Origin of the sequence: Alterileibacterium massiliense (genome assembly GCF_900104645.1) — a bacterium.
GTDB classification, from domain to species: domain Bacteria; phylum Bacillota; class Clostridia; order Peptostreptococcales; family Anaerovoracaceae; genus Alterileibacterium; species Alterileibacterium massiliense.
Genome location: NZ_FNWE01000002.1, coordinates 478,920 through 504,540, shown reverse-complemented (window position 1 = coordinate 504,540; position 25,621 = coordinate 478,920). Strand labels below are relative to the sequence as shown.

General features: G+C 38.6%; 25 protein-coding genes. 1 reads left to right on the top strand and 24 read right to left on the bottom strand.

The features are described 5' to 3' along the window. Positions 1-2: 2 nt before the first annotated feature. From BQ5371_RS04175 to BQ5371_RS04075, 21 genes are all read right to left on the bottom strand, one after another. Positions 3-1,187, bottom strand: a complete 1,185-nt coding sequence (locus BQ5371_RS04175) for a phosphoribosylaminoimidazolecarboxamide formyltransferase (protein ID WP_071132665.1) — start codon at positions 1,185-1,187, stop codon at positions 3-5. Between the two features lie 17 nt (positions 1,188-1,204). Beyond that, entirely contained in the window at positions 1,205-1,927 is a 723-nt protein-coding gene (locus BQ5371_RS04170) for an IMP cyclohydrolase (RefSeq protein ID WP_071132664.1), read from the bottom strand. Next, positions 1,924-2,574, bottom strand: coding sequence for a phosphoribosylglycinamide formyltransferase (gene purN, locus BQ5371_RS04165; protein WP_071132663.1), 651 nt, complete (start codon positions 2,572-2,574; stop codon positions 1,924-1,926). The genes BQ5371_RS04170 and purN overlap by 4 nt, the downstream gene beginning before the upstream one ends. Beyond that, the gene (gene purM, locus BQ5371_RS04160; RefSeq protein WP_071132662.1) at positions 2,568-3,581 is read right to left on the bottom strand and encodes a phosphoribosylformylglycinamidine cyclo-ligase; all 1,014 of its coding nucleotides are present in this window, start codon (positions 3,579-3,581) and stop codon (positions 2,568-2,570) included. Before purM ends, purN begins: the two co-directional genes overlap by 7 nt. A 52-nt stretch (positions 3,582-3,633) precedes the next feature. Further along, on the bottom strand, positions 3,634-5,058 hold the full coding sequence (locus tag BQ5371_RS04155) for an amidophosphoribosyltransferase (protein WP_071132661.1): 1,425 nt from the start codon (positions 5,056-5,058) through the stop codon (positions 3,634-3,636). A gap of 126 nt (positions 5,059-5,184) precedes the next feature. Further along, on the bottom strand, positions 5,185-5,880 hold the full coding sequence (locus tag BQ5371_RS04150; protein WP_071132660.1) for a phosphoribosylaminoimidazolesuccinocarboxamide synthase: 696 nt from the start codon (positions 5,878-5,880) through the stop codon (positions 5,185-5,187). Positions 5,881-6,014: 134 nt separating this feature from the next. Next, positions 6,015-6,497: a 5-(carboxyamino)imidazole ribonucleotide mutase gene (gene purE, locus BQ5371_RS04145; RefSeq protein WP_071132659.1), complete on the bottom strand. Its 483-nt coding sequence runs from the start codon at positions 6,495-6,497 to the stop codon at positions 6,015-6,017. 248 nt (positions 6,498-6,745) lie between these two features. Beyond that, positions 6,746-7,675 carry a cysteine synthase A gene (gene cysK, locus BQ5371_RS04140; RefSeq protein ID WP_071132658.1) on the bottom strand — a complete coding sequence of 310 codons (930 nt, stop codon included), beginning with the start codon at positions 7,673-7,675 and terminating at the stop codon, positions 6,746-6,748. Positions 7,676-7,692: 17 nt separating this feature from the next. Next, a complete protein-coding gene (locus BQ5371_RS04135) occupies positions 7,693-8,082 on the bottom strand; it encodes an LPXTG cell wall anchor domain-containing protein (protein WP_135354789.1) in 390 nt (129 codons plus the stop codon). A 311-nt stretch (positions 8,083-8,393) separates the two neighbouring features. Then, complete coding sequence (gene acrA / locus BQ5371_RS04130) at positions 8,394-9,509, bottom strand: acryloyl-CoA reductase electron transfer subunit beta (protein WP_071132656.1); 1,116 nt, start codon at positions 9,507-9,509, stop codon at positions 8,394-8,396. Positions 9,510-9,525: 16 nt separating this feature from the next. After that, entirely contained in the window at positions 9,526-10,326 is an 801-nt protein-coding gene (acrB, locus tag BQ5371_RS04125; protein WP_071132655.1) for an acryloyl-CoA reductase electron transfer subunit gamma, read from the bottom strand. A gap of 13 nt (positions 10,327-10,339) precedes the next feature. Continuing rightward, the gene (locus BQ5371_RS04120) at positions 10,340-11,482 is read right to left on the bottom strand and encodes an acyl-CoA dehydrogenase family protein (RefSeq protein ID WP_071132654.1); all 1,143 of its coding nucleotides are present in this window, start codon (positions 11,480-11,482) and stop codon (positions 10,340-10,342) included. 65 nt (positions 11,483-11,547) lie between these two features. After that, complete coding sequence (locus tag BQ5371_RS04115) at positions 11,548-12,663, bottom strand: 2-hydroxyacyl-CoA dehydratase subunit D (protein WP_071132653.1); 1,116 nt, start codon at positions 12,661-12,663, stop codon at positions 11,548-11,550. Positions 12,664-12,679: 16 nt separating this feature from the next. Continuing rightward, entirely contained in the window at positions 12,680-13,915 is a 1,236-nt protein-coding gene (locus BQ5371_RS04110) for a 2-hydroxyacyl-CoA dehydratase subunit D (protein WP_071132652.1), read from the bottom strand. A gap of 84 nt (positions 13,916-13,999) precedes the next feature. Beyond that, positions 14,000-14,812: an acyl-CoA dehydratase activase gene (locus BQ5371_RS04105; RefSeq protein WP_071132651.1), complete on the bottom strand. Its 813-nt coding sequence runs from the start codon at positions 14,810-14,812 to the stop codon at positions 14,000-14,002. Between the two features lie 212 nt (positions 14,813-15,024). Then, positions 15,025-16,020 carry a 2-hydroxyacid dehydrogenase gene (locus BQ5371_RS04100; protein ID WP_071132650.1) on the bottom strand — a complete coding sequence of 332 codons (996 nt, stop codon included), beginning with the start codon at positions 16,018-16,020 and terminating at the stop codon, positions 15,025-15,027. 79 nt (positions 16,021-16,099) lie between these two features. Then, positions 16,100-17,107 (bottom strand): electron transfer flavoprotein subunit alpha/FixB family protein, encoded by a 1,008-nt coding sequence (locus BQ5371_RS04095; protein ID WP_071132649.1) that lies wholly within the window; start codon positions 17,105-17,107, stop codon positions 16,100-16,102. A 2-nt stretch (positions 17,108-17,109) separates the two neighbouring features. Beyond that, the gene (locus BQ5371_RS04090) at positions 17,110-17,937 is read right to left on the bottom strand and encodes an electron transfer flavoprotein subunit beta/FixA family protein (protein WP_071132648.1); all 828 of its coding nucleotides are present in this window, start codon (positions 17,935-17,937) and stop codon (positions 17,110-17,112) included. 23 nt (positions 17,938-17,960) lie between these two features. After that, positions 17,961-19,094 (bottom strand): acyl-CoA dehydrogenase family protein, encoded by a 1,134-nt coding sequence (locus BQ5371_RS04085; RefSeq protein ID WP_071132647.1) that lies wholly within the window; start codon positions 19,092-19,094, stop codon positions 17,961-17,963. A 274-nt stretch (positions 19,095-19,368) separates the two neighbouring features. Next, on the bottom strand, positions 19,369-20,613 hold the full coding sequence (locus tag BQ5371_RS04080) for a CaiB/BaiF CoA transferase family protein (RefSeq protein ID WP_071132646.1): 1,245 nt from the start codon (positions 20,611-20,613) through the stop codon (positions 19,369-19,371). 58 nt (positions 20,614-20,671) lie between these two features. After that, positions 20,672-22,237: a class I adenylate-forming enzyme family protein gene (locus BQ5371_RS04075; RefSeq protein WP_071132645.1), complete on the bottom strand. Its 1,566-nt coding sequence runs from the start codon at positions 22,235-22,237 to the stop codon at positions 20,672-20,674. Between the two features lie 326 nt (positions 22,238-22,563). Here BQ5371_RS04075 and BQ5371_RS04070 point away from each other — a divergent pair, with 326 nt between their 5' ends. Next, positions 22,564-22,959, top strand: coding sequence for a metal-dependent transcriptional regulator (locus tag BQ5371_RS04070; RefSeq protein ID WP_071132644.1), 396 nt, complete (start codon positions 22,564-22,566; stop codon positions 22,957-22,959). Positions 22,960-23,179: 220 nt separating this feature from the next. Here the strand turns inward: BQ5371_RS04070 and BQ5371_RS04065 are convergent, their stop codons facing one another. From BQ5371_RS04065 to nrdG, 3 genes are read right to left on the bottom strand one after another with little or no spacing between them, the layout of a single operon-like run. Further along, a complete protein-coding gene (locus BQ5371_RS04065) occupies positions 23,180-24,850 on the bottom strand; it encodes a formate--tetrahydrofolate ligase (RefSeq protein ID WP_071132643.1) in 1,671 nt (556 codons plus the stop codon). Beyond that, complete coding sequence (locus BQ5371_RS07010; RefSeq protein WP_159428257.1) at positions 24,840-25,004, bottom strand: hypothetical protein; 165 nt, start codon at positions 25,002-25,004, stop codon at positions 24,840-24,842. Before BQ5371_RS07010 ends, BQ5371_RS04065 begins: the two co-directional genes overlap by 11 nt. A 13-nt stretch (positions 25,005-25,017) precedes the next feature. After that, entirely contained in the window at positions 25,018-25,557 is a 540-nt protein-coding gene (gene nrdG, locus BQ5371_RS04060; RefSeq protein ID WP_071132642.1) for an anaerobic ribonucleoside-triphosphate reductase activating protein, read from the bottom strand. Positions 25,558-25,621: the final 64 nt, after the last annotated feature.

The window sequence follows — 25,621 nt, the reverse complement described above, 5'->3', positions numbered from 1 at the left end:
TATTAGTGGTGAAAAAGTCTAATTCCCGTAAATACCATTGTCATCTTATATTTATTAACTACCCTTAGCACATCATCGTCTCTTATAGAACCTCCCGGTTCAACTACATAGCTAACTCCGCTCTTATATGCTCTTTCAACGCTGTCGCCAAAAGGGAAGAAGGCATCAGATGCAATTACTCCTCCTGAAAGCGATTTTAGATATTCTCTCTTATATTCATCTGTTAGAGGCATAGGTTTTGATGTGAAATAGTTTTCCCAAACGCCGTCCTCGCAGACATCTATCTCACACTCGTTTATATATGCGTCTATAGCATTATCCCTTTCCGCTCTCTTTATTCCCTCTTTCCATGGAAGCTCAAGAACCTTATCGCACTGGCGAAGATGCCATGTATCAGCCTTACCTGCTGCAAGTCTTGTGCAGTGGACTCTTGACTGCTGACCAGCTCCTATGCCTGTGCACTGCCCATCCTCTGCAAGCAGTACCGAGTTTGACTGTGTATACTTAAGCGTTATCATTCCAACTATCATATCCTCGATAACATCATCTGGTAAATCTTTATTTTCGCTTACGATATTTTTCAAATCCTCTCTTCTTATCTGTAAATTATTATGGCTTTGCTCTAGCGTAATTCCGAAGATTTCACGCTTTTCTTGCTCCTTTGGCTCATAATTTTCATCAATTTTAATAATTACATAATTGCCATTCTTTTTCTTCCTTAGTATTTCCATTGCTTTTTCAGAATATGCAGGAGCTATAACCCCGTCAGAAACCTCCCTCGCAAGAAGTTTTGCAGTTAATTCATCACATTCATCAGAAAGAGCAACGAAATCTCCAAATGAACACAGCCTGTCAGTTCCCCTTGCCCTCGCATAAGCACAGGCTAGAGGAGATTTGTCGAGATCTTTTACATCATCTACAAAACAGGCTTTTTTTAATTTTTCAGGTAAAATTCTACCAATTGCTGCCGAGGTAGGGCTCACATGCTTAAAAGATGTAGCTGCCGGCATATTGGTTGCTATCTTAAGCTCTTTTACAAGCTGCCAAGCATTGAGTGCGTCCATCAGATTTATATATCCCGCTCTGCCATTAAGCACAGTAAATGGAAGCTTGCCTCCGTCATTCATATATACCTTTGCAATCTTTTGATTTGGATTGCAACCATACTTGAGTTTTATCTCATTCATGAATAATACCTCCGCTCTTATCTTGCCAAATCGTTAATAACCCTATCCTTGAACACACCGCTTTCAAGGCAAATATATCTTACATATAATGAAATTCTATTGTCATCGTCCAAATTCTCCCAAATTGTATTCGTAAACACATCTATATCGTCAGGAATTGCAACTCTATCAGGCTCTCCGACATAGGTTGGAAGCGGATTACCATCTTGCTGATAAGTATGAATGAAGTGACCTAGGCCCGGAAGAGGTTTGTATGCAAAAGTATATCTTGCACATTCAGTTCCCTTTTCATCTTCGCTTTTCAGAATGCTCATCTTATAGTCAAAAATCCCATCGCCAAGATTGACTATTGCACTTATTCTAGGCGTGAGATTAGGTGCATCAGGCTCAAATTCCCTAGTTTCAAGCGATTCCTCGAAGCTCTTTCCCGTCTTTATTCCATTCCAGATTGTTTCTGTGTGATCTCCATTTGTAACTATTATCTTATTATCAAGATTTTTTACCGCCGGATAGATTATGAGCCTTGGATCTTCCACCTTTTCCTCATCAAAAGGCTTCGTATAAACTTCTGCATCCTGAATATGAAAAATTCTATTTCTGCTATTATCGCTTCTGCCCATTATAAAATAAACTATTACAGCATTATTCGTACTCTCAGTTTTGCCAACGATTATGCCTCTTCCAACATAAGAATTTCCCGCCAAAAGTTCTTCAATTGTATTAATCTTGTAAGGATTCATATTTCGCCCTCCATTATCTTCTTAGAAACCATCTCCACAGCTTTCGGAAGAAGTATCCACTCCGCTTCCTGCATTACTCTTTTCTGCAAAATTTCCGGTGTATCATCATCTTCTACATATACAGCCTTTTGAAGAAGTATTTCTCCTCCGTCAGGTATTTCATTTACAAAGTGAACAGTTGCTCCTGTCACCTTAACTCCGTAGTTTAAAGCCATCTCATGTACTTTAAGTCCATATGCACCCTTTCCGCAAAAAGAAGGAATGAGCGACGGGTGAACATTGATAATTCTATTAGGATATTTTTTTACAAATTCTTCTGATAGAATTTTCATAAATCCAGCCAAAACTATTAATTCTATATTATTTTCTTTTATTAAATTACTTAGTTCATCTTCAAAGCCCTTAAATCCCTTAAAGCCTTTAAATTCTTTAGGCATTCTCTCCTTAGATGAGGGCAAATATATGCCTCTAATTCCAGCATTTTCAGCTCTTTTAAGTCCATAGGCATCTTCTTTTGATGAAATAACTAGAGAAATTTCTCCACTCTTTATAATCCCGGACTTTTCTGCATCGATCAATGCCTGTAAATTTGTTCCCCCTCCTGAGATGAGAACTGCAATCTTTATTTTTTTATTTTGCTCTAGCACAAAATCACTCCTTCATCGGATTTAATAACTTCACCCAGAACATAGGCGTCTTCTCCCGCCTCTTTTAAGATTTCAAGAGATTTATCCACTTCTTCTCTTGAAACAATCGCAATCATTCCAACTCCCATATTAAAGGTATTGAACATATCGTGCCTGCTTATTTCTCCCGCACTCATTATTTCATCAAAAATAGGTAACTTTTTAACATCTTCATATGATATTTTTGCAGAGAGACCTTTAGGCAAGGCTCTAGGTATGTTCTCATAAAATCCGCCTCCTGTGATATGGGCAATTCCCTTAACAGCTACATTTTCTATGAGAGAAAGGATTGGCTTTACATATATCTTTGTAGGAGTTAGAAGCTTATTCCTAAGATTTTCATCACTTAAAAGCTTTTCTCCATATATCTTTCTTATGAGTGAAAAACCATTTGAGTGTATACCACTAGATGGGAGTGCTATTATTATGTCTCCATCTTTAACACTGCTCTTATCGATAATTTTTTTTCTATCCACTATGCCGACAGCAAATCCTGCCAAATCGTATTCGTCTTCTGGATAAAATCCTGGCATCTCAGCTGTTTCACCGCCTATAAGTGCGGCTCCAGACTGCCTGCATCCTTCAGAAACTCCTTTTACTATCTCTGCAATTTTCTCAGGGAAGTTCTTCCCGCAGGCTATATAATCAAGAAAAAATATAGGTTTAGCACCTGAGCAAATAATATCATTCACGCACATTGCAACTGCATCAATACCGATTGTATCGTGCTTATCTGAAATAAATGCAAGCTTTAGCTTTGTTCCTACTCCATCAGTTCCGCTCACAAGAATTGGTTCTTCCATACCCGAAATATTAGGCATGAAAAGGCCTCCAAATCCACCAACATCTGATAAGACACCGTCGGTGATTGTCTTATCAACATATTTTTTCATAAGCTGAACGGATTCGTAACCCGCAGTAATATCAACCCCCGATGCTGCATACGCATCCGACCTTGACTTGCTCATTTACTACTCCTTTCTACTCCATATACTTTGTATCTACTTAATCTATTTCCTTTTATTTTTTACCATCCCAGCAATATGTGCAGACCTTGCATCTGTCTAGTCCAATTGCCTTAATCGTATTTTCAACTGTCTGATATTCGAGTGAATCGAAGTTTAATTCACTGCATATCGCCTCTCTAAGCTTTTTGCCTCTTTCTGTGCTTCCGTCGCTATATTCTTCTATATAATTTGAGCCTTCATCGCCCTCAAGCTCATAAATCTTTCTTCTTGCAATCAGTTCCATAGAATCGTGCTGGCGTGAAAAGGTTAGATATGGACAGCCATACATTATTGGCGGACAAGCTGACCTCATATGAACTTCTCTTGCTCCCCATTCATAAACATGCTCAACTGTGGATTTAAGCTGGGTACCCCTGACTATCGAATCGTCTACAAATAACAACTTATTCCCGCGGATAAGCTCCGGTACAGGTACAAGCTTCATGGAGGCTACATGATTTCTCTCCTTTTGATTGGTAGGCATAAAACTTCTAGGCCATGTCGGAGTGTATTTGATAAAAGGTCTTCCATACTCATTTCCGCTCTGATTTGCATAACCTATCGCATGGGCTATTCCTGAATCAGGAACTCCGCAGACATAGTCATAGTCAAATTTTTTGCCATTTTTCTCATCAAATTGAGCTAACAATTTACCATTCCTATTTCTCATGAGTTCAACATTTCTTCCCTCATATGTCGAGTTCGCATATCCATAGTAGGTCCAGAGAAAACCGCAGATTTTCATCTCTTTTCCTGCCTCTTTTAGCGTCTTTATTCCATCGCTTTTAATCTCTACGATTTCACCCGGTCCGAGCTCTCTATAAGTTTCATATCCCATCTTTTGAAAAGCAAAGCTCTCGAATGATACGCTAAAACCGTAATCATCTCTTCCTATGACAATCGGAGTTCTTCCATATTTATCACGGGAAGCTATTATAGTTCCTCTTTCCGTTAGAATTAGTACAGATGCAGAGCCTTTCACCTTTTCCTGCATAAATTTAAGTCCCTCTACAAAAGATGGCTTTGAATTTATTAAAGTAGCAATTACCTCAAGTGAATTAACCCTTCCGCCTTTTAGTGCTTCAAAATGCGTGCCCGGTTTGCTCAACGCTTCTTCAATTAGCTCATCTTGGTTTTGCACTGCACCGGTATAAGCTATCGCATATCTTCCAAGCTTAGAGAAGATAAGGAGAGGCTGTGCGTCGGTATCACTTATACAGCCAAGTCCTGCCGTGCCCGTGTACTCGTCAAGAGCTCCCTCAAATTTTGTCCTAAATGGACCATTTTCAATATTATGTATATCTCGCTTAAAACCCTTTTCTTTATCCCAAAATGCCATTCCACCCCTTCTGGTGCCTAGGTGAGAATGGTAATCAGTTCCATAAAATACATCAGCTACGACATCTTTTGAAGATACAGCTCCGTAATAGCCTCCCATTATCAAAATTTCCTTTCTTTATCCTTAGAATCATTATTCATCGAATCTTTATCCTTAGAATCCTTATTTTTCTTTAATTTTTTTATTCGTCTTTAATTCTTCTTTAGTTTTTCTTTTCGCTTGTTTTTACTTCATCGCATCAAAGAATAATTTTGATAATTCGAGTGGCTCTATATATTTACCATCTTTATATACTCTCATATTTCCTGAAGCTATTTCATCTATAAGCAATACATCTCCATTTTTATCAAATCCAAACTCGAATTTAATATCATATAAATCAAGTCCTTTTTCTTTCATATCGTCATAAACAACCTTTGTAACCTGCTGTGTTTCCTTTTTTACAGCTTCATATTGTTCGTCAGTCATTACGCCAAGAGCAATCAAAGCATCCTTTGTTACGAGGGGATCGCCTTTCTCATCATTCTTAAATGTCATCTCAACATAAGCTGGTAGATCTGTTCCCTCCTCGATATATTCTCCATATCTTCTGATAAAAGATCCTACTGCCTTATATCTACAAATAACCTCAAGTCCGTTACCAAATACCTTTGCAGGCTTAACTTCCATAGTTGTCTTTTCGAGGTCACAATTTACATAGTGGGTTTTTATTCCAAGTGCATTGATTTTTTCAAAAAAATACTTAGACATTCTCAAATTAATATCGCCAACACCGTCAATTGTAAGACCAACTTGATTCATTCCAGGGTCAAAAACTCCGTCCGCTCCGGTCACATCATCTTTAAATACAAGCTCATAATTACCATTATCAAGAGCATAAACATCCTTTGTCTTTCCTGTGTAAACTAATTCCTTTGACATAAATCTACCTTCCCTTTCCTCTGCTTAATTTAGCAATTTTTTTATTATTTTTATTATTTAAGTTTTTGAATTATTTTTATTATTTGTAATACTTTTATTGTTTGCATTATTTTTAATAAAACTATTTAAAATTATTATTGATTTAGCTTTGCATCTTTTTCCAAAATTGCCTCTGCATTTTTCTTTCTCTCATCTCTGATTTTACGAGCAAGCTCCTCGTCGTTAATAGCAATAATTTGAGAAGCAAGTATTGCAGCGTTCTTTCCACCGTTAATTGCAACAGTTGCAACAGGCATTCCGCTAGGCATTTGAACTGTTGAAAGAAGTGCATCGAGACCATCTAATTCCGATGATTTGCAAGGAACTCCAATAACAGGGAGCGTCGTATTTGCAGCTATAGCACCTGCCAGATGTGCTGCTTTTCCTGCAATCCCTATAATAACGCCAAAGCCATTTGATATGGCATTCTCAGAAAATTCTTTTGCTTCCTTTGGTGTTCTATGTGCAGAATAAATGTGCATCTCGTAAGGGACACCATATTTATCAAGCTGACCTCTAACTTTTTCAGCAATAGGCATATCGCTATCACTGCCCATAATTATTCCTACTTTTTTCAATTTATATTCCTCCAAAATTGTCTTAAATAGTAATATGATGATTATAGATAGATTATACAGTGTGACGGGCAAGATAATCATTTAATACCTTAATATAAAATAAATAATGAGCAAAAAAGCTAACTTTTTCACTCATCATTTATAAAAATCTTAACTATTAGTATTATATTATATTATTTGTTCGGTTAATTAAAATGGTTCGTCCACTTATTCATTACAAAACTTGTTTTATATAAATTTGTATGTATTTATGCAAATAATTCGGTAGAAAGGTATCTATCCCCTCCGTCTGGGAAAATAACAACTATTGTCTTACCCTTGGCTTCTTTCCTCTTAGCTATCTCAATTGCAGCAGATAGTGCAGCCCCTGACGAAATTCCAACGAGCACTCCCTCTTTTTGACCGACCATCTTTCCATATTTAAAACTGTCCTCATTGCTTACAGTTATAATCTCATCGTAAATTTCTCTATTTAATATATCCGGAGCAAAGCCCGCACCTATCCCCTCAATTCGATGTGCACCTGCTTTTCCTGTCGATAAAAACGCCGAGCCGGCAGGTTCAACGGCAATAACCTTAAGTGCCTTATTCTTTGATTTAAGATATTCGCCTGTTCCTGTTATCGTTCCACCCGTGCCTATTCCTGAGATAAAATAGTCTATTTCCCCATCTGTATCCTCATAAATCTCAGGTCCCGTTGTCATCATATGAGATTTAGGATTGTCCCTATTCACAAATTGCCCCGGGATAAAACTACTAGGTGTTTCAGATGCTAGCTTATCAGCCAATTCAATCGCACCTTTCATTCCCTTTTTCCCATCTGATAGAACAACCTCTGCGCCATAGGCTTTTATGAGTTTACGCCTCTCAATAGACATGGTCTCCGGCATAACAATTATTACCTTATATCCTTTAGCAGAAGCAACGGAGCATATCCCTATTCCTGTATTTCCTGAAGTTGGCTCTATTATTACCGACCCCTTCTTTAACTCTCCTTTTTTTTCTGCTTCTTCTATCATCATAAGTGCTACTCTATCTTTAACCGAGCCCGCAGGATTGAATGATTCAAGTTTTGCAAGTATTTTTGCCTCAAGTCCGAGCTCCTTTTCTATATTTTTAAGCTCCATAAGGGGCGTCTTTCCTATCAATTCTTCAACTGATGTATAAATCTTTGACATATAATCTCCCTTCTTAATTATTTATTTCTTCTTTTATTTATTATTAGTAGCAAGGTTATAAGTATCACCGCTAATATTATAGCAGAAGTTAGCACCAGTGGCTGAGATTGATCTCCTGTTCTTGGATTTTTTATTTTTTTATGATTATTATTCTTCTTTGGTGTTTTATCCTTTGGTTCATAAATATTTACAATCTTATTCACAAGGTCAATATCATTTGCATATTTTAATTTGTAATTTATGCTATTTATACCAGCAAACCATTTCCTATCTTTACAGGAATTATTGATAGCATCATCATCAATATAAGCAAAATTAATGAAAATCTTTTTAATTTCATATCTTCCTCCAGTTAAGTAAAGTGTTCGTAAGTAAAATGCTAATTGCACATAATAAAAATCTTCCATCTGAGTTTAAATCTGATTAGAAGATGTCTTTCTTAATTGTTTTAATATTATAACATAAAAAATATACTTTTTCAGTATATTATATAGTATTTAGTATAACCTAATTCCTATAACCACAAGATATATGCAAAATATATTGATATTTTGGCATTTGTATAATTTGTAATTTATGTATTTTACCATTTGTATAATTTGTAATTTATATAATTTCTCATTTATAAAAGTCATATAAAGTATTAAAAATACCCTCCCTGCCATTCTAACAGCAGAGAGGGTTAATATCATACTTATAGATATTTTTTTAATTAATTCTATGCTTCAGCCTTAGCTTCCTTATATGAATCAATTAAGAGAGGAATAACCTTGAATAGGTCTCCTACGATACCGTAATCAGCGATTTCAAAGATTGGAGCAGCTTCATTCTTGTTGATTGCAATAATGCACTCTGAATCCTGCATACCAGCCTTGTGCTGAATAGCACCTGAGATACCGCAAGCGATGTAAATCCTAGGGTGTACAGTCTTTCCTGTCTGTCCTACCTGATGATCATTAGGCATCCATCCTGAGTCTACAACTGCACGGGAAGCTCCTACTACTCCGCCAAGTACTTCTGCTAGCTCTTCTGCAAGCTTTACTCCACCTTCAACATCCTTAGATATTCCGCGACCTACAGATACGATTACATCTGCTCCGATTAGGTCAACAAGTTTTCTTCCAGCCTTCTGAATATCGATAACCTCAGCCTTGATGTCGTCAGCTGAAATCTCAAACTTAGGATGAATTAGTTCTACCTTCTTTGCACCTTCTTCATCAAAAGGTCTTCTCTGCATAACTCCAGGTCTTACTGTAGCCATTGCAGGACGGAATCTAGGACATACGATTGTTGCCATGAGGTGTCCGCCGAAAGCAGGTCTTGTCATCTTTAGGTTTTTCTTTACATCGAAGAGCTTGCTCTCAAAGTTTACATTGTCAACATCGAGTGAAGATCCTGTCTTTAGGAAGTTAATATATCCATCAAGATCTACATCGAGGTGAGTACAGTCAGCACATAGACCTGTATGCAATCTAGCTGCACATCTTGGTGCTAGGTCTCTACCGATGTTTGATGCACCGTAGATCATAACCTCAGGCTTGTACTCTTTAACCATGTCACAGATAACCTTTGTATATCCGTCTGTTGTATAATTCTTTAGTAGAGGATCATCACAAACAAGAACCTTGTCAGCACCGTATCCGCCTAATTCGGATGCGATTCCTTCAATGTTATCGCCGAGAAGAATTCCCCAGAGTTCTACTCCAAGTTCATCTGCCAGCTTGCGACCCTCAGAAATCAATTCAAATGTCGTTGGCATCATTTCGCCTTGACGCTGCTCACAGAAAACCCATACATTCTTGAAAGCAGCTATATCAGAACTGTCATAAGCCATATTTTCGTTCTCCTTCCTATATAATGTGCTTCTCATTAAGAATACCGATGAGCTTGTCTGTTGTTTCCTTACCAGAACCATCAAGAATCATTCCTGCACCCTTCTGTGGAGGTGTGAATGACTTATAGATGTTCGTTGGTGATCCTTTCAGACCAATTGTTGATGCATCGATCAATTCGTGATCCTTTAATGCAGGATAATCCATAACTGTTAGTGGCATGTCGAAACATTCCTCAGTACCTACTACTGTCATGTATCTTGGCTCATTTAGCTCCTTGATACAAGTAATCATGCAAGGTGTCTTGAGTTTGATTGTCATATAACCATCTTCAAGCATACGCTTAACTGTGATTTCTTTGCCATTAACCTCAATATCGCCAGCATATGTAACCTGTGGCAGATTTAGTTTTTCAGCAATCTGTGGACCAACCTGAGCTGTGTCTCCGTCGATAGCCTGACGACCTGCCATGATGATGTCATCATCTTCGATACCATATGTATCAAGAGCTGCTGCGATAATCTGTGAAGTAGCATATGTATCAGAACCACCAAATTCACGAGCAGATACTAGAACTGCCTCGTCAACTCCCATAGCTTCGATTTCTCTAAGCATTGATTCTGCAGGTCCTGGACCCATTGTGAAAGCTACAACCTTACAGCCTAGCTTATCTCTTAGCTCCAATGCTGCTTCTACTGCGTTTAAGTCATCAGGATTGATGATTGTCTGCATGGAAGCACGGTTAAGTGTTCCATCTTCATTCACTGCTACCTTACCGGAGGTATCAGGAACCTGTTTAACTGTTACCAGAATTTTCATTTAAATACCTCCTCTACTTTAGCAAATCAGATGCAATAACTACCTGCTGAATCTGGCTAGTACCTTCATAAATGCTTGTGATACGAGCATCTCTGTAGATTCTTTCTACTTTGTACTCCTTGATATATCCATATCCACCGTGGATCTGAACAGCCTTGTAAGCACATCTGTTAGCAGCTTCTGCAGCAAAGTATTTAGCAATTGAGCAAGCTCTTGTTGCGTTATCCTTATCTGTATCCATCATAGTTGCTGCATAGTGTACAAGCTGACGAGCAGCTTCTACATCTGTAGCCATATCAGCCAGCATGAACTTGATGCCTTGGAAATCAGCAAGTGCGTGACCGAACTGCTTACGCTCCTTAGCATATTTAACAGCTTCATCTAGTGCTGACTGAGCGATACCTACTGCCTGTGCAGCAATACCTAGACGGCCACTGTTTAGAGTCTTCATAGCATACTGGAAGCCCTTGTGTAGAGGTCCAAGAAGATTTTCCTTAGGAACTCTTACATCTTCAAATACTACATCGCAAGTTGGATAACCGCCGATACCCATCTTATGCTCATTAGCTCCAAGTGAGATGCCCTTAGCTTTCATATCTACGATGAACATCGATATTCCCTTAGAACCCTTCTGAGATGGATCTGTCTTAGCAAAGCAGATAATCCAGTCTGCAACAGGAGCTCCTGATATAAATGTCTTACGTCCGTTAATTATGTAATCGTCACCATCCTTAACTGCAGTTGTCGCTGTACCTCCTGCGTCTGAACCTGCTCCAGGCTCTGTAAGTCCGAAAGCGATTACCTCTTCACCGCTTGCAATCTTTGGAAGATATTTCATCTTCTGCTCTTCGCTACCTGCAAGCATGATAGGTCCACCACCAAGTGAATTGGAAGTGTTAACATAAATTGACAGTACTGCGTCTTGGCGAGCAAATTCCTCTACCATTAAAACATATGTTAGACTGTCAGAACCTGTTCCACCGTATTTTCTAGGAATTTTAACACCGGTGAAACCATAGCTAGCCATCTTTTTAAAGATGTCCCATTCAAACTCGCCACTTTGGTCAAGTCTGTCTTGCAGCTCTTTAGTGAATTCTGTCTCAGCGAACTCACGGAAAAGCTTCTGCTGCAAGGCGTGTTTCTTGTCAAGAATCATATTATATTATTTCCTCCTCTCGTGAAAAAAACTACCCTTACTTATGATACCTATTATCTATGATATTACATCATCAACATATCGCGGAATGTTTCTATATTAGTTCTAACCTGCTCGAATCTATCCATCTGTCTGTCAACTTCAACAAGTGCAACAGCTAGACCTGCACCTTCACAAGCTTTCTTAATTGGTACATAGTCAAATTCTTCAGGGTCGCAGAACTTTGTCATAACTACAATGACACCCTTTGCACCTCTTTCCTTTGCAGTGTCGACAATCCATTGTACTCTAGGCTTCTCAACATTGTAAAGAACTGAGCAGTTGTCCATGTTTGCAAACTTACGAGCCAAAGCTTCTAGTGCATCTGAATCCTCAGGAACATCTGTCCTATACTGCCTTGACTGAGCAGCTACATCGTCTGCAACAATATGCAGTCCAAGATCATCGATGATTTCATTTAGCTGAGGAGCATCTGTCAAGATACCTGATGTGATAATATTTAATTTATCAGCTTCAGGAGTCTCTTTTTCAAGCTCTGCAATGAAATCGTTAACCATCTTTGTGTGCTCCTCTTTTAACATGAAGTATGCACTCTTGAAGATGTCGCTTCTCTGTGCCGCTGTGATCTCAGGATGCTTTGCAATTAATGCGTCAACCTTTCTCATAGCCTGATTGTGCTCATTGTATATCTTGTTTGATTTAGCAAGCTTCGCCTCATCAAACTTTCCGCCAACTTTTTCGAGATCTCTAATTACTCTCTCATAACCAGCCTTAGTATATCTGATACCGAAATCAGGTTTTCTATTCTGTGGATATGTCATAGGGATAAATAAAATTCCATCTACAGCATATTTCCAGTTTTCGCCAAGGCTCTTTAGTGTATCGCATAATGAAGGAATTATGATTGCCTTCGCACCCTTATATGTTCCATTGATGCCAAGTTCAAGTATTGACTGAACTACCGAGCAGAGGAATGCAGGACAATATTCTTTTGCCCTATTGATTTTAATATCAGCACCCCATGCTCCCATAGGAACAAATCCCATTGAGTGAACAATTTCCTCAGGTGTGTATACAGGAGCGGTCAGGACAATTTCCTTTCCCTCTTTCATATACTTATCCATCTGTGCACGAGGAGAGGTGGCTACCTCGTGAAATTTTTTCAACATTTCATCTAGCATTTTAATATCTCCTCTCTTATAAAGCCATCATTTTCTTCTGTCCCATTATTTCCATTAGACCCTGAACTCTTGTATCATACTGAGCTTCAGAGAAGTTTCTTGGGTCAGCTTGGTCACCGTCGAAGCTAACTACAGGAATGTCACAAGCTTCACCAATCTGACGGCTCATCTCATACATGAATCCGCTCCAGAGCTTGCATGATCTATTTGTATGTACGAGCAATCCTTCAACTCCGTAGTCCTTACAGAGTTTTATTCTCTTGTCTCTAGCTTTTTCAAGGCAGATTGCGTTAGGTACACTGCAGTAACGCTTAATCATCTCTTCGAAATTGTCATAATCAAATCCGAATGCGTCTGCGTATATTGTAGTTACCATGTTAATTCCACGGTCTTTCAATCCCTTTGATGTAGCTCTTAGATATGGCCAGCAAGCGATACCCTCGAACATTACCCTATATTTCTCTTCGCCTCTGAATGTGCTCTTGCCTTCCTTATGATTCTCCTCATATTCCTTGTTGAGAAGTTCCATAGCTTCAGCAGCTTCCTGCTTACCTCTAGCAGTAACCATTACTGCCATGTGGTTAAGAAGGTCAAATCCATTAAATGGGTTAGGTGTATATCTAGCTGTTCCTGTAGCAGCGAGCCAAGCCTTACTTGATCTACAGCTGTACTCTGTTGTCTTAGCAGCCTTCTTTTCGTCCCATTTTAGACCGAAAAGGTCCTCAAGCTGACGAACTGCATCCCAGAACTGTGCAGCTACATATTCAACCTCTGCATCAGATACCTCATAATCAGGGTTGAAAGGAATGTCAAGCATAATCATAGGTATGTTGAGTTCCTGTGATAGGTTCTCATACCACTTAATCATACAGTTACAGATATTGTTACAGCAAAGCAAAACATCAGGCATCGCAACATCTTGCTCAGGACAGCTCTTTAATTTTGCATATGCTAAGCTTACACGAGCATAAGCACAAATATCATTTGAATATCCATCTGATTCGGCTTCAACGCACATTCTCTCTCCTGCACCTCTAGCTGCAATTCCTGCTGCTTGGTTCTCAGGATATACTGTAGCAATACCGAGCGTTTCCGGAATTTCTACTGGGAAGTTACTTGCTACCCAAGCAATAGGCACTCCCTGCTTTTTAAGCTCAATAGCATCAGCATAAGCATCTCCAGCTATCTTTCCAAGCTTATATTTAGCAGAATTTGTGTCTACCGGTTTCTTTTTTTTGACCTCTTCAGCCATAATAGCCCTCCTTCACATCAATTTACTGAATTATTATATATTAAATATTTAATTGTCTAAATTTAATTGTAGAAATCTATTTTTTTATTTATTCGCAGATTTACTCTTTCTCATATGCTCATTATATGCCCAAAGAGCTGCTCCTATAGCACCAAAATGCTGGGCAAGCGGGTCAAAGGCAATATTAACCTTTAATTCCTCTTCGAGAGCCTTCCTTACCGCACCATTCTTAGCTACTCCGCCGGACATACAGCAAACCTCTTGAACCCCTACTCGCCTTGCTAGTCCTGCTACTCTTGACGCAACGCTTGAACATATTCCCTTGATTAAATCGGGCATCTTTGCACCATTGGCAAGCTGGCTTATTACCTCTGATTCTGCGAAAACCGTGCAGGTGCTAGAGATTGGAGAAGCATCGGTAGACTCTTCAGCGATTTTCGTAAAATCATCGACATCTACTGTTAAAATATTTGCCATTACATCGAGAAATCTTCCTGTGCCTGCTGCACATTTATCATTCATTACAAAATTTGTCATTCTGCCGTCCTCAGACAGGCGAATTATCTTTGCGTCCTGACCGCCAATATCTATTACAGTCCTAAGTCCATCAAAGACAAAACGGGCACCAAGTGCGTGACAAGTCAGCTCGCTGACTTCACCATCTCCGCCCTCATAATTTCTCCTGCCATATCCTGTGACGATGGCACGATCCAAATCTTTTTTAGTAATGCCTGCTTTCTTTACTTCTTCGCTTTCCCAGATGTCATTTACCGATGAGTCAGGTCCCTTTGTGCCTAGTCCTCCAACTCTCAGACTCTTTGCAATTATTTCACTTCCGTCCTTTAATAACACGCATTTAGATGTTGTAGAACCTATATCAATCCCTAAGGTGTACATTATATCTCCATTCTCAAATAGTCCTTAATATCACACAATTACACAATTTAAATTATACCTGTTGTTATCAAAATGTCAAGCTGAGAGAGGCCTATTTTTATCCTTGTGTGATGCTCTCTTAAGCTTAAATTTCGAGCATACATGGGCACTATCCGTCTTGCAAATTTAATCTGCAAAAGAATCAGTCAGCACCCATGTATGAATATGTTTACTTATAGCTTGTTAACAATATTGTTAGGTCTTTCTCCAGCCATAACCTTCTTAATGTCATTATATGTCCACTCTACCATTCTTGTGAACGCCTCATTTGTTGTACCAGCAATGTGAGGAGTCCATGATAGTCTTGCCTTGCCAGCGTCGTTGATGTGGAACATTGGGTGATCTGCTGATGGTGGCTCTGGAGAGATTACATCTATACCTGCATAAACCTTACCAGCTTCCAGTGCATCTACGAGATCCTGGTCGTTTACGATTTCTCCTCTAGCTACATTGATGATGATTGCGTCCTGCTTCATCTTATCGATTGTTTCCTTGCGAACCATGTTGATTGTTGAATCGAGTACAGGAACATGGTATGAGATAATATCGCATTTCTCAAGGATTTCATCATATGTGCAGTATTTGACATTGTTTTCAATTTCAAACTCTTCCGCTCTGAATACATCGTAGTAAAGGATTTCACAGTTGAAAGCTTTTAGAATCTTAACTGCAGCCTTACCTATTGCTCCAAGTCCTACAAGACCTACAGTTCTTCCGCTAAGCTCTTTATGTCCATTGATATTATAATCTTCGAAGCACTGCTTAAATCCATCTAATCCGCCTGCTTTTATCTTTGCATCTGTTGATGGAACTCTTCTTAGACAGTTAAGCATATGTGTTATTGCAAGCTCAGCTACAGGAACTGCATTTACACTTCTATTATTACATACATAGATACCTTTTTCTCTTGCTGCTTCAAGGTCAATCTTATCAAATCCTACGCCATGTGAGTGAATCATCTTGCAATTGTCGAGATGTTCAATTACATTTCTGCTAATTGGATCAACTGGTCCTACATAAAGAATATCTGCATCCTTACACTGTTCGATAAGTTCTTCATCCGAACATGGATAATTTACATATTCCCAGTCCCATTCAGCAGGTCTTTCAACACCGAATCTTTCAACTACCGATTTTCTCAAAGTAACTCTAACTTTTGGATTAGCCATAGCTATACCTCCTTGTAAATATAAGTATTAAGTATGAAATAAAAATTTTATTTTAACGACCACCTAGTTTAGATGACCATTATTTATGTATTTTGCTTGCTTTATATGATTGAATCTTTTTTATCAAAAGCGGTATTATCTTGTTCGCATCTCCCACTATACCGAAATCTGAAATATCAAATATGAGTGCCTTAGGGTCCTTATTGACAGCTATCACATATTTTGACTTTTTCATTCCGCTTACAAGCTGAATTGCTCCCGATATTCCAAATCCTATAAATAACTCAGGTCTAACGGTCTTTCCCGTCTGACCTATCTGCCTCGACTTATCAATCCATCCTGCATCTACCGTAGGCCTAGTAGCTCCCAGCTTTCCATTTAGTTCATCAGCAAGCACTTTTAGTTCATCAAAGTGATGAGCAGCACCCATGCCAATTCCGCCGGCAACTATTATTTCTGCATTTGATATGTCGTCCTTTTCTTCCGCCTCTATTACAACTTCTCTGATTAAAACATCTCTGTCTGAATCGTCAAATTCAATTTCAAATCTTTCAATTTTGCCACTGCGATTCATGTCCTTTTCGAGGGGAAGCATTACCCCCGCTCTTACAGTTGCCATCTCCGGTCTTTTGACCTTGCTTACGATGGTCGCCATAATATTTCCACCAAACGCCGGCATCATCATGAGAAGTGACTTATCATCCTTATCAATATCAAAGTCTGTAACATCTGCTGAAAGTCCCGTGCCTATCCTTGCCGCTACCCTTGGAGCCAAATCTCTGCCTATAGAAGTAGCAGGAAAAAGGACAATGCTCGGCTTCCTCTTTTCTATAATAGAAGATACTGCCTTTGTATATGGACTTGTCATATAAGGCTCAAGCATAGGATCATCGATTACAAGCACTTCGTCCGCTCCATACTTAATCAAAAGCTCTGCCTTATCTTCAATATCATTCCCCAAAAGGACAGCAATAACCTTTTCTCCAAGCTTTTTTGAGAGCCTATTTGCTTCTCCAATAAGCTCTAAGCTGACCCTTTTAATTATTCCATCTAATTGCTCTATTATTACATATATGTCTTTATTCAAGATTATATGAAACCTCTCTCAATTATTTTTTGAAAAATTGCTTCAGCTGCTTCTTCCTCGGTTAGTCCCGTAAGTTTATCGCCATTTTTCCCTGAAATTCCTTGAACCATTTCCTTTACAAAAGTAGGTGAACCCTTTAGACCTAGCTTAGAAGCTTCTATTTTTTCTTTGATATAATCGTAGTTTAAAACCCTTATCCTGTCTTTTTTCTTATCCTTTTTTTCGCATGAAGAATTGCTTTTAGCACTGTCAAAAATGCCTCTAACCGTCATATACCTAGGGTTGATTTTTTCTCCTATTATCGAAATAAGGCAAGGCATCTTAGCTTCTATGATGTGATACCTGTCGTCAAACTGTCTTTTCGCTATAAGCTTGTTGCCTTCTATCTCAAACTCCGTGCAATGCGTTATCTGCGGTATACCCAGATTTTCTGCAATTTCGGGACCGGTCTGTCCTGTTTCTCCATCTATTGCACGCCTTCCTGTTATTATCAGGTCGTATTCAAGCGTCTTTATAAATTCAGAAATGGCTAGGGAGGTGGCATAGGTATCACCTCCGCTAAACACCTCATCAGTTATCAAAATCCCATCATCAGCTCCCATGGCAATGGCTTCTCTTAGAGCTTTTATGCCTTCACTAGGACCCATGGTAATCACTGTGACATCAGCATCTTCTCTCTTGTCTTTAATTCTAAGTGCAAGCTCTATTCCTGCCTTATCGTCTGGATTTATTATCGCAGAAATGCCCTCTCTCATAAGGGTATTATCTAAGGGATTTATTTTTATATTAGTCGTTTCCGGCACCTGTTTTATACAAACAAGTATTTTCATAATTTATTCTCCCTTAATAAGCCTTAGTTTAAAATTTTTGATGCGATGACCATCCTCTGAACCTCGGATGTGCCTTCATATATGGAAGCGGCTCTCACATCTCGATATATCCTTTCGATAGGATAATCCTTTGTATATCCATAACCTCCATGGATTTGTAATGCCTTATCTACAACCCATTTTGCTTCTTCGGAATTGAAAAGCTTAGCCATAGATGATTCTTTATTAGTATCAAGCCCTTGATCCATCTTATATGCAGCATCATTTACAAGATGTTTCATGGCTGTTATCTTCGTTTCCATTTCTGCTAAGGTAAATCTGGTGTGTTGAAATGACGATAGCGGTTTTCCAAATTGCACCCTCTGCTTAGAATATTTTACCGCTTCTTTCATCGCAGCTTCCGATAAGCCTAGTGCTTGGCAAGCTACTCCGAGCCTTCCGATGCTGAGCGATTTCATGGCATTTATAAATCCCTCTCCCTCTTTTCCAATCATTGCACTTTTATGTACTCTTACATTGTCGAGGACCAAATCGCTGGTGGGGCAACCTATCATGCCCATTTTTCTTTCTGGCTTTCCCACTGATACACCCGGTAAATTCATGTCAAATATAAAACACGAAATGCCTTTTACGCCTTTTTCTGGATTCGTCTTAGCATATAATATTGCATAATCGGACACAGGGGCTGCCGTTATAAAGGTCTTTCTTCCATTTATTACATATGTATCCCCATCAGCTTCAGCGGTCGACATAATTGAAGCTGCGTCCGAGCCTGCTCCCGGCTCCGTTAGTGAAAAGTTGAAAACCTTTTCTCCGGATACCATCGGTTTTAAATATTTTTCTTTTTGTTCTTCCGTTCCAAATCTAAGAATAGAAGTTGAATGTAGTGAATTAGGAGAGGACATCCATATCGTTGATACTCCGGAAACCTTAGCGAGTTCTTCCATTATTATCGCATAAGACCTGTGGTCTGCCCCAGCACCGCCATATTCTCTTGGTACAAATACCCCAAGAAAACCTATCTCGCCCATCTTCCTATATAATTCCATTGGGAAAATTCCGGTCTGATCAATTTCTTCGGCAATAGGGCCAAGCTCTTTTTCTGCAAATTCCCTTGCTAATTGTCTGATAAGCTCGTGTTTTTCGTTAAAAATCACGAATCTGCTACCTCCTAAACCCACCTGAATTTAGCTATTGTATTTCTATGTTTTGCTACTTTAATAATTTAATACTTTAATATTTTGCTGTTTTTATGTTTCGCTTTTTTATGTTACGATTTTTCTATATTCGTACTTTTTTATCTTTATATTTTAATATTTAGATATTAGTTCGTTCATTTATATTGCCTATATACAAGTGATATGCTCGGACGGCTGCGACGGTGAGTCGCAGCCGAGTCCTTAATATTAAGCAATCATAGATTTTTATTTCTTATTTATTCTCATCTTCCCAGATGTATAGAGTCTTATTTTCAATCATCTTGTTTATCTCATCATCTGAGTAACCAAGCTCTTTCATAACCTCTACGCCGTGCTCACCAATAAGTGGTCCACGCTCGTATGGTGTAGGTCCCATCTCTCTATATCTAACCGGCTGTTTAACGAGAACTCTCTCTCCCTTAGGATACTGCATCTTGTAGAAACAGTCGTTTGCCCAAGCCTGCTCATCTTCAAGAATTTCTTCCCAGTTCTGACATTTTGAGAATGGAATATCAGCCTCTGTTAGAATTGGCACCCACTCCTCGTATGTCTTTTCGCCGAATTTAGCCATAACCATGTCATATAGAGTTGTTGAAAGATCATTTTTATGTAGGTTCTGTACAGGGAAATACTTCTCATCTTCTACTAGATCTGTTAGTCCAAGTGCAGTTACGAATGTCTTGAAATAGTGGTTGTAGTCTGGCATGCAAGTCTGAACATATCTGCCATCTTTAGTTAACCAGCAGTTCAAGATTGGGTTATTAGCTTCTCTAGCTGCGATTGGATAATGTGCTCCTATTTCAGGATACTGAGCAGCCTGAACCATCATTCCCATGTTGAATATAGCAGTTTCAAACAAGCTTGTTTCAACTTTCTCGCCCTCGCCTGTTAGCTTAGCATGGTATAATGCTCCAAGTATTCCTGCAGCAAGGTTGATACCTACATTGTGATCTCCAATGCCAGGAACCGCATTCATAGGTACAGCACCCTTCTGTCTTAGTGTTTCAAAATATCCACCTCTTGCAAAATATGCAGTGAAGTCAAATCCAGGTAAATCCTTGTCAGGACCATATTCACCATATCCTGTAATAACAGCATATACTAGGCTTGGATATTTAACCTTTAGTGTTTCATAGTCGAGTCCCGCTCTCTCGAGTGCCTGTCCTCTCCAGTTTGTAATGAGAATATCAGCATCATCTAATAATTTGAAAAAAGCTTCCTTACCTACAGGGTCTTTCATGTTAAGAGAAATACATCTCTTGTTAGCATTCTGAAGCTCCCATGTTGTATTCTCATACATATCAAGTGGTCTACCCTCTGTAGGTGCTGTATATCTCAAAGGATCTCCCTTTGCACTCTCAATCTTAATTACATCTGCTCCAAGGTCAGCTAGAAATCTACCTGTTGTTGCAGCTGCAATGAAGTTAGCAAGTTCTACTACCTTGACACCTTCAAGCGGTCTCTTTCTCGTGCTCATTTCTAATTCCCTCCCATTTAAATAAAATCCAATAATTGTTTTTAATATTTAATGATGTCTATTTCAACATTTCATTAACACTTTTTTTAAGATTCTTTTCATCGATTTTGCCAGTTGGACTTCTTGGGAACTCTTTGACAAAAACTATAAATCTAGGAATCTTATACTTACTTATATTTTCTTTAAGATATTCTCTTATTTCCTTCTCAAGATTCTCATCTTCCTCGCATTCAATGCAAGCGACGATCTCCTCTTGAAGAACATCTGTCTTCATTCCGTAGACGAAAACCTCAATATCCTTTTTTACCTGCTTTATATATCTCTCTATCTCTGTCGGCGAAATATTTTCTCCGCCTCTTATGATTAAATTCTTTCTTCTTCCGACAATATATAGGTATCCATCTTCATCTAAATATCCTATATCGCCGGTCATAAACCAGCCGTCAGGTCTAAGTGCATCGCATAAAACAGGGTCTGTTGAGAGATAACCCTGTGTAACATTATATCCCTTGACAAAAATCTCGCCTGATTCTCCCGCCTTGCACTCAAGCCCCGTGTCATTATCAATTATCTTGACGCTGACATTTTCTATAATCTTTCCCGCTGACACAGCCTTTTTCTCAAGACTGACATCGAGGTCGCACATGGCAACACATGGGGAAGTCTCTGTCAAACCATATGATGGCTGAAGTTTTATGCCTTTTAATTGCTCGCACACTGACAAGTATTCTTCTTTAAGTATTGGTGATCCGGCAATTATTCCACTCCTAAGGCTAGAAAGGTCAAAGTCCTTAAATCTATCATTCCTAACCATAGCAAGGAACATACTAGGAACACCATTTAATATCGTGCATTTATTGTTCTGGATTGCTTCAAATACGCTTATAGAATGGTATTTCTGTAGAAGCACTATTGAGCTTCCCGCTATCATGCTGCCGATTATTCCAACAGTCATTCCAAAGCAGTGAAAAAGTGGTACTGTCACGCACATGACATCGCTCTCATTCCAGCCCATAATATTTACCATCTGCATAGCGTTATTGATTAGGGAAAAATGCGATAGCTTAACACCTTTACACATATTTGTAGTGCCAGATGTAAATAATATGCACGCCGTATCCATAGGGTCAGGCTGAGGCGGAAGCTCTAAAGATTCGCACTCCGTCTTTCTTATGACTAGGTTCTTCCAGTAGTCATATGTTCCCTCAATATCGAAGCACTTAACATTCTTTGTCTTTTCATTGATGCTCAGTTTTTTCGCTACCTCGCCGTGGTCATCATCTTCCTGAATATCTGTATATAAAAGGTATTTCATGTCGGACATCAGTATGCAGTCAACAACTTCTCCCTCTTTGAAATACGAATTGACTAAAACCGAAACCGCTCCAAGCCTCTGTATAGCAAAAAATAAAATTACCCAGCTTGCACTGTTAACTCCATATATGCCTATCTTGTCTCCCGCTCTAACTCCGTCTGTGTAAAGAAGTTTTGCGACCTTATCTACAATATTACCAATTTCGCTACCGGTAAATCCGCTATCTCCATATTTAAGAAAAAGCTTATCCGGCTCCTTTGCTATTCTTCGTGCTAAACATTCATATATCGTCGTTTTAACGAGCTGCATTCTATTATCCGTGGTAATCCTTTCTTTTCAATTTTCTGCCTTCGATAAATAAAAATCAAATGTTTGAGATAAATTTATCGTTCTCACCCTAATTATACACATAAAGGCAGAATTGTCAACCTTATAACAATATTTGGATATGCTTGCAGTCCAATAATTTCAAGGTGTCTAGCCTTGTTTAAAATATTGATACAAAAATATCAACTTGTTGTATTTTTTCTATATTCTTGTCTATATATATGTATTTTTTTATGAATTACTTGCCATATTAAATAAAAAATGTTATTATCACATTTAGTTAGAGATGGTTAACCATGGAGGTTTTTATGGCTAAGGAGAAAAGGCAGGAATCACTAGAAGATTATCTGGAAAGTATGCTAATGCTAAAGGAGCAAAAGGGATTTATAAGGTCTGTTGATATATCCAGATTATTAGGCGTTACTAAACCAAGCGTATCTTATGCGACGAGAAAACTGCGTGAGCAAGGATATATAACTATGGATAATGACGGCCTGATTAATTTTACGAGCACCGGTCTTGAGCTTGCTCAAAAGACATATGATAAGCATAAGACCCTTTCTAATTTTTTTAAATCGATCGGTGTTGAACCTAAGATTGCTCAGCAAGATGCTTGCAGGATAGAGCATGACATAAGCAGTGAAACATACAAAGCACTATGTAAGCATATCGAAAAGCTTTCTTCGCTTAATTTAAAGAATTAATAATTTTGGATATATAAATAGCCACTGGTGTGAAGCAACCCTTGAAAAACTAGTTTGCTTATCTAGCTTTTGAAGTTCAATTCAGTACCTGTGGCTATTTTTATTTCTCTTTTTTTCTTTTATCTGCAACGATTATTCTATTTATTACTCTGATATTGACTTCAATTATTGCTTTTCAATGAAAATCGTATTTTGAAGTACTATTTTTATGAGACCCCTTTTATGAAAGCCCTATTATAGTTCCGTCTTCACATATGTCCATGCCTTCTGCGTGTGGAACTCTAGGAAGCCCCGGCATCGTCATTATCTGTCCGGTTAAAATGACAATAAATCCAGCTCCTGCAGAAACCTTAACATCTCTTACATTTATTTTAAATCCACTTGGTGCTCCGAGTGCGTTTGGATCATCTGAGAAAGAATATTGAGTCTTTGCAATGCAGACCGGTAATTTATCAAATCCGAGTTCTGTCAAATTCCTTATCTGCTTTTCGGCATTCCCCTCGTAGTTAACGCCGTCCGCACCATATATTTCTCTAGCGACTTTTTCAATCTTTTCTTTTATAGACATATCGAGTGAGTAAATAGGCTTGAAATTGCTTTCCTCATTTTCACATATATTAACAACCTTTTCTGCAAGTTCTATTCCGCCCTCTCCGCCTTTTGTGAATACTTCAGAAAGAACTACCGATACCCCTTTTTCTTCGCATATTTCCTTGAGTAGCTCTATTTCATTATCAGTATCAGTAGGAAATCTATTTATCGCAACCACAGAAGGAATACCATATTTTGAAATATTATCTATATGTCTTTCGAGATTTTTTGCTCCATTCCTGAGTGCGACTAAATCTTCTTCTGAAAGCTCTTTTAATGGCTTTTCACCATTGTATTTAAGTGCTCTTATAGTCGCTACTATTACAACTGCATCTGGTTTTAATCCGGCATATCTGCACTTAATATCTAAGAATTTTTCTGCTCCGAGGTCTGCACCGAATCCTGCTTCAGTTATTACATAATCTGCAAGCTTTAATGCTGTTTTCGTTGCCACAACCGAATTACAGCCATGGGCAATATTTGCAAATGGTCCTCCATGAACTATGGCAGGGGTGTTTCCAATGGTTTGAACGAGATTTGGTTTAATCGCATCTTTTAAAAGGAGTGCCATGGCACCAACAGCATTCAAATCTTTTGCCGTTACCGGCTTTTTATCCTCATCATATGCCACGATCATTCTGCCAAGTCTTTCTTTTAGATCTGTAATTCCCTCGGCTAGGCAGAGAATTGCCATGATTTCACTTGCAACTGTTATTTTAAAACTGCTCTCCCTTGTAACTCCGTCGCCCTTTGCACCCATTCCAATTACTATGTGCCTTAGGGCTCTATCGTTCATGTCAACTGCCCTATCCCAGACGATGTTTTTCGTTACAATTCTTAGCTTATTGCCTTGATGTATGTGATTATCAAGCATTGCCGCAAGCAAATTATGTGCTGAAGTTATAGCATGAAAATCTCCTGTAAAATGAAGATTTATATCCTCCATAGGAACTACCTGAGAATATCCTCCTCCGGCAGCACCACCTTTTATTCCAAAGCAAGGTCCTAGCGATGGCTCTCTTAAGGTGGTCATAACCTTCTTTCCTATCCTATCAAGTGCCATAGACAAGCCAACATTTGTAGTTGTTTTGCCCTCCCCTGCAGGAGTAGGATTGATCGCTGTGACGAGCACGAGCTTCCCATCTGGCTTATCCTTTAGCCTGTCCATTAGGCTGTTATTAATTTTAGCCTTATATCTTCCATATTGCTCAAGTTCTTCCTCGGAAATCCCAAGCTCTTTTGCAATTTCTGTGATAGGCTTTAGTTTAGCTTCCTGTGCAATTTGAACATCAGTCTTCATACCTTTCCCCCTCAGAGATTTTTTCTTTCTCATTTCTTTCTATCATCTCACCTATTTTTTTTGCAGAATTTATAAGTGCAAGCCCGCCTGCAATTCCTGTTGCTGCCATCTTAACCAATGTAATCGCAAATTTAATATTTTGTCGTTTTTTCATACTAAAATCCCCCCTACAATATTGATTTAATCGGATCTTCCCAGAGAATTATTTCTCCACTATCTCTTGTCAGATTCATGTCTATCAATCTTTGATTTGATGAACCTCTAAATTGAAGTCTTATATCTTTTTTATCTTCTTCAAAACGCCCGTCTATTAATACATTTATCAAGTCCAGCATTTCATCAGTCACCTCGGTCCTTGCGTAGCTCCCGTCCGTCTTTAGCTCCTCATAGGTAAAGCCTGTAAATGCCCATATATTTTTGCTTGGTCTTTCCTTCCTTACTCTCTTTAAAAAACCTATGAGAGCCTTTTGGTTCGCTGGCTCAAAAGGGTCTCCTCCTAGCAGGGTTAGCCCGTCTATGAAATCCTCGTCCATTATCTTTAAAATTTCATCTTCTGTATTTTTTGTAAAAGGATTGCCATATTCAAAATCCCAAGTTTCAGGTTGAAAACACCCCTTGCAGGCATTTGTGCAACCTGATACGAAAAGTGACACTCTAACCCCATATCCATTTGCTATATCAAAATTTTTTATATTGCAATAATTCATCTTTCTATTGTTTTATTATATTTCTATATTTCTTTATTTTCTAAATTCTTTATTGCTTAAGTTT

What these genes read in the sequence shown, in the direction of transcription:
- BQ5371_RS07010 (WP_159428257.1), bottom strand. Translation starts at nt 25,004, where the DNA reads ATGAAAAAACGACAAAATATTAAATTTGCGATTACATTGGTTAAGATG.
- BQ5371_RS04105 (WP_071132651.1), bottom strand. Translation starts at nt 14,812, where the DNA reads ATGTACACCTTAGGGATTGATATAGGTTCTACAACATCTAAATGCGTG.
- BQ5371_RS04175 (WP_071132665.1), bottom strand. Translation starts at nt 1,187, where the DNA reads ATGAATGAGATAAAACTCAAGTATGGTTGCAATCCAAATCAAAAGATT.
- BQ5371_RS04065 (WP_071132643.1), bottom strand. Translation starts at nt 24,850, where the DNA reads ATGAAGACTGATGTTCAAATTGCACAGGAAGCTAAACTAAAGCCTATC.
- BQ5371_RS04115 (WP_071132653.1), bottom strand. Translation starts at nt 12,663, where the DNA reads ATGCTAGATGAAATGTTGAAAAAATTTCACGAGGTAGCCACCTCTCCT.
- BQ5371_RS04110 (WP_071132652.1), bottom strand. Translation starts at nt 13,915, where the DNA reads ATGGCTGAAGAGGTCAAAAAAAAGAAACCGGTAGACACAAATTCTGCT.
- BQ5371_RS04135 (WP_135354789.1), bottom strand. Translation starts at nt 8,082, where the DNA reads ATGGAAGATTTTTATTATGTGCAATTAGCATTTTACTTACGAACACTT.
- acrA (WP_071132656.1), bottom strand. Translation starts at nt 9,509, where the DNA reads ATGGCTTATGACAGTTCTGATATAGCTGCTTTCAAGAATGTATGGGTT.
- BQ5371_RS04090 (WP_071132648.1), bottom strand. Translation starts at nt 17,937, where the DNA reads ATGAAAATACTTGTTTGTATAAAACAGGTGCCGGAAACGACTAATATA.
- BQ5371_RS04080 (WP_071132646.1), bottom strand. Translation starts at nt 20,613, where the DNA reads ATGAGCACGAGAAAGAGACCGCTTGAAGGTGTCAAGGTAGTAGAACTT.
- BQ5371_RS04120 (WP_071132654.1), bottom strand. Translation starts at nt 11,482, where the DNA reads ATGATTCTTGACAAGAAACACGCCTTGCAGCAGAAGCTTTTCCGTGAG.
- nrdG (WP_071132642.1), bottom strand. Translation starts at nt 25,557, where the DNA reads ATGAATTATTGCAATATAAAAAATTTTGATATAGCAAATGGATATGGG.
- purM (WP_071132662.1), bottom strand. Translation starts at nt 3,581, where the DNA reads ATGAGCAAGTCAAGGTCGGATGCGTATGCAGCATCGGGGGTTGATATT.
- BQ5371_RS04150 (WP_071132660.1), bottom strand. Translation starts at nt 5,880, where the DNA reads ATGTCAAAGGAATTAGTTTACACAGGAAAGACAAAGGATGTTTATGCT.
- BQ5371_RS04100 (WP_071132650.1), bottom strand. Translation starts at nt 16,020, where the DNA reads ATGGCTAATCCAAAAGTTAGAGTTACTTTGAGAAAATCGGTAGTTGAA.
- BQ5371_RS04170 (WP_071132664.1), bottom strand. Translation starts at nt 1,927, where the DNA reads ATGAATCCTTACAAGATTAATACAATTGAAGAACTTTTGGCGGGAAAT.
- acrB (WP_071132655.1), bottom strand. Translation starts at nt 10,326, where the DNA reads ATGAAAATTCTGGTAACAGTTAAACAGGTTCCTGATACCTCCGGTAAG.
- BQ5371_RS04075 (WP_071132645.1), bottom strand. Translation starts at nt 22,237, where the DNA reads ATGCAGCTCGTTAAAACGACGATATATGAATGTTTAGCACGAAGAATA.
- cysK (WP_071132658.1), bottom strand. Translation starts at nt 7,675, where the DNA reads ATGTCAAAGATTTATACATCAGTTGAAGAATTGATAGGAAAGACGCCC.
- BQ5371_RS04155 (WP_071132661.1), bottom strand. Translation starts at nt 5,058, where the DNA reads ATGGGAGGCTATTACGGAGCTGTATCTTCAAAAGATGTCGTAGCTGAT.
- BQ5371_RS04070 (WP_071132644.1), top strand. Translation starts at nt 22,564, where the DNA reads ATGGCTAAGGAGAAAAGGCAGGAATCACTAGAAGATTATCTGGAAAGT.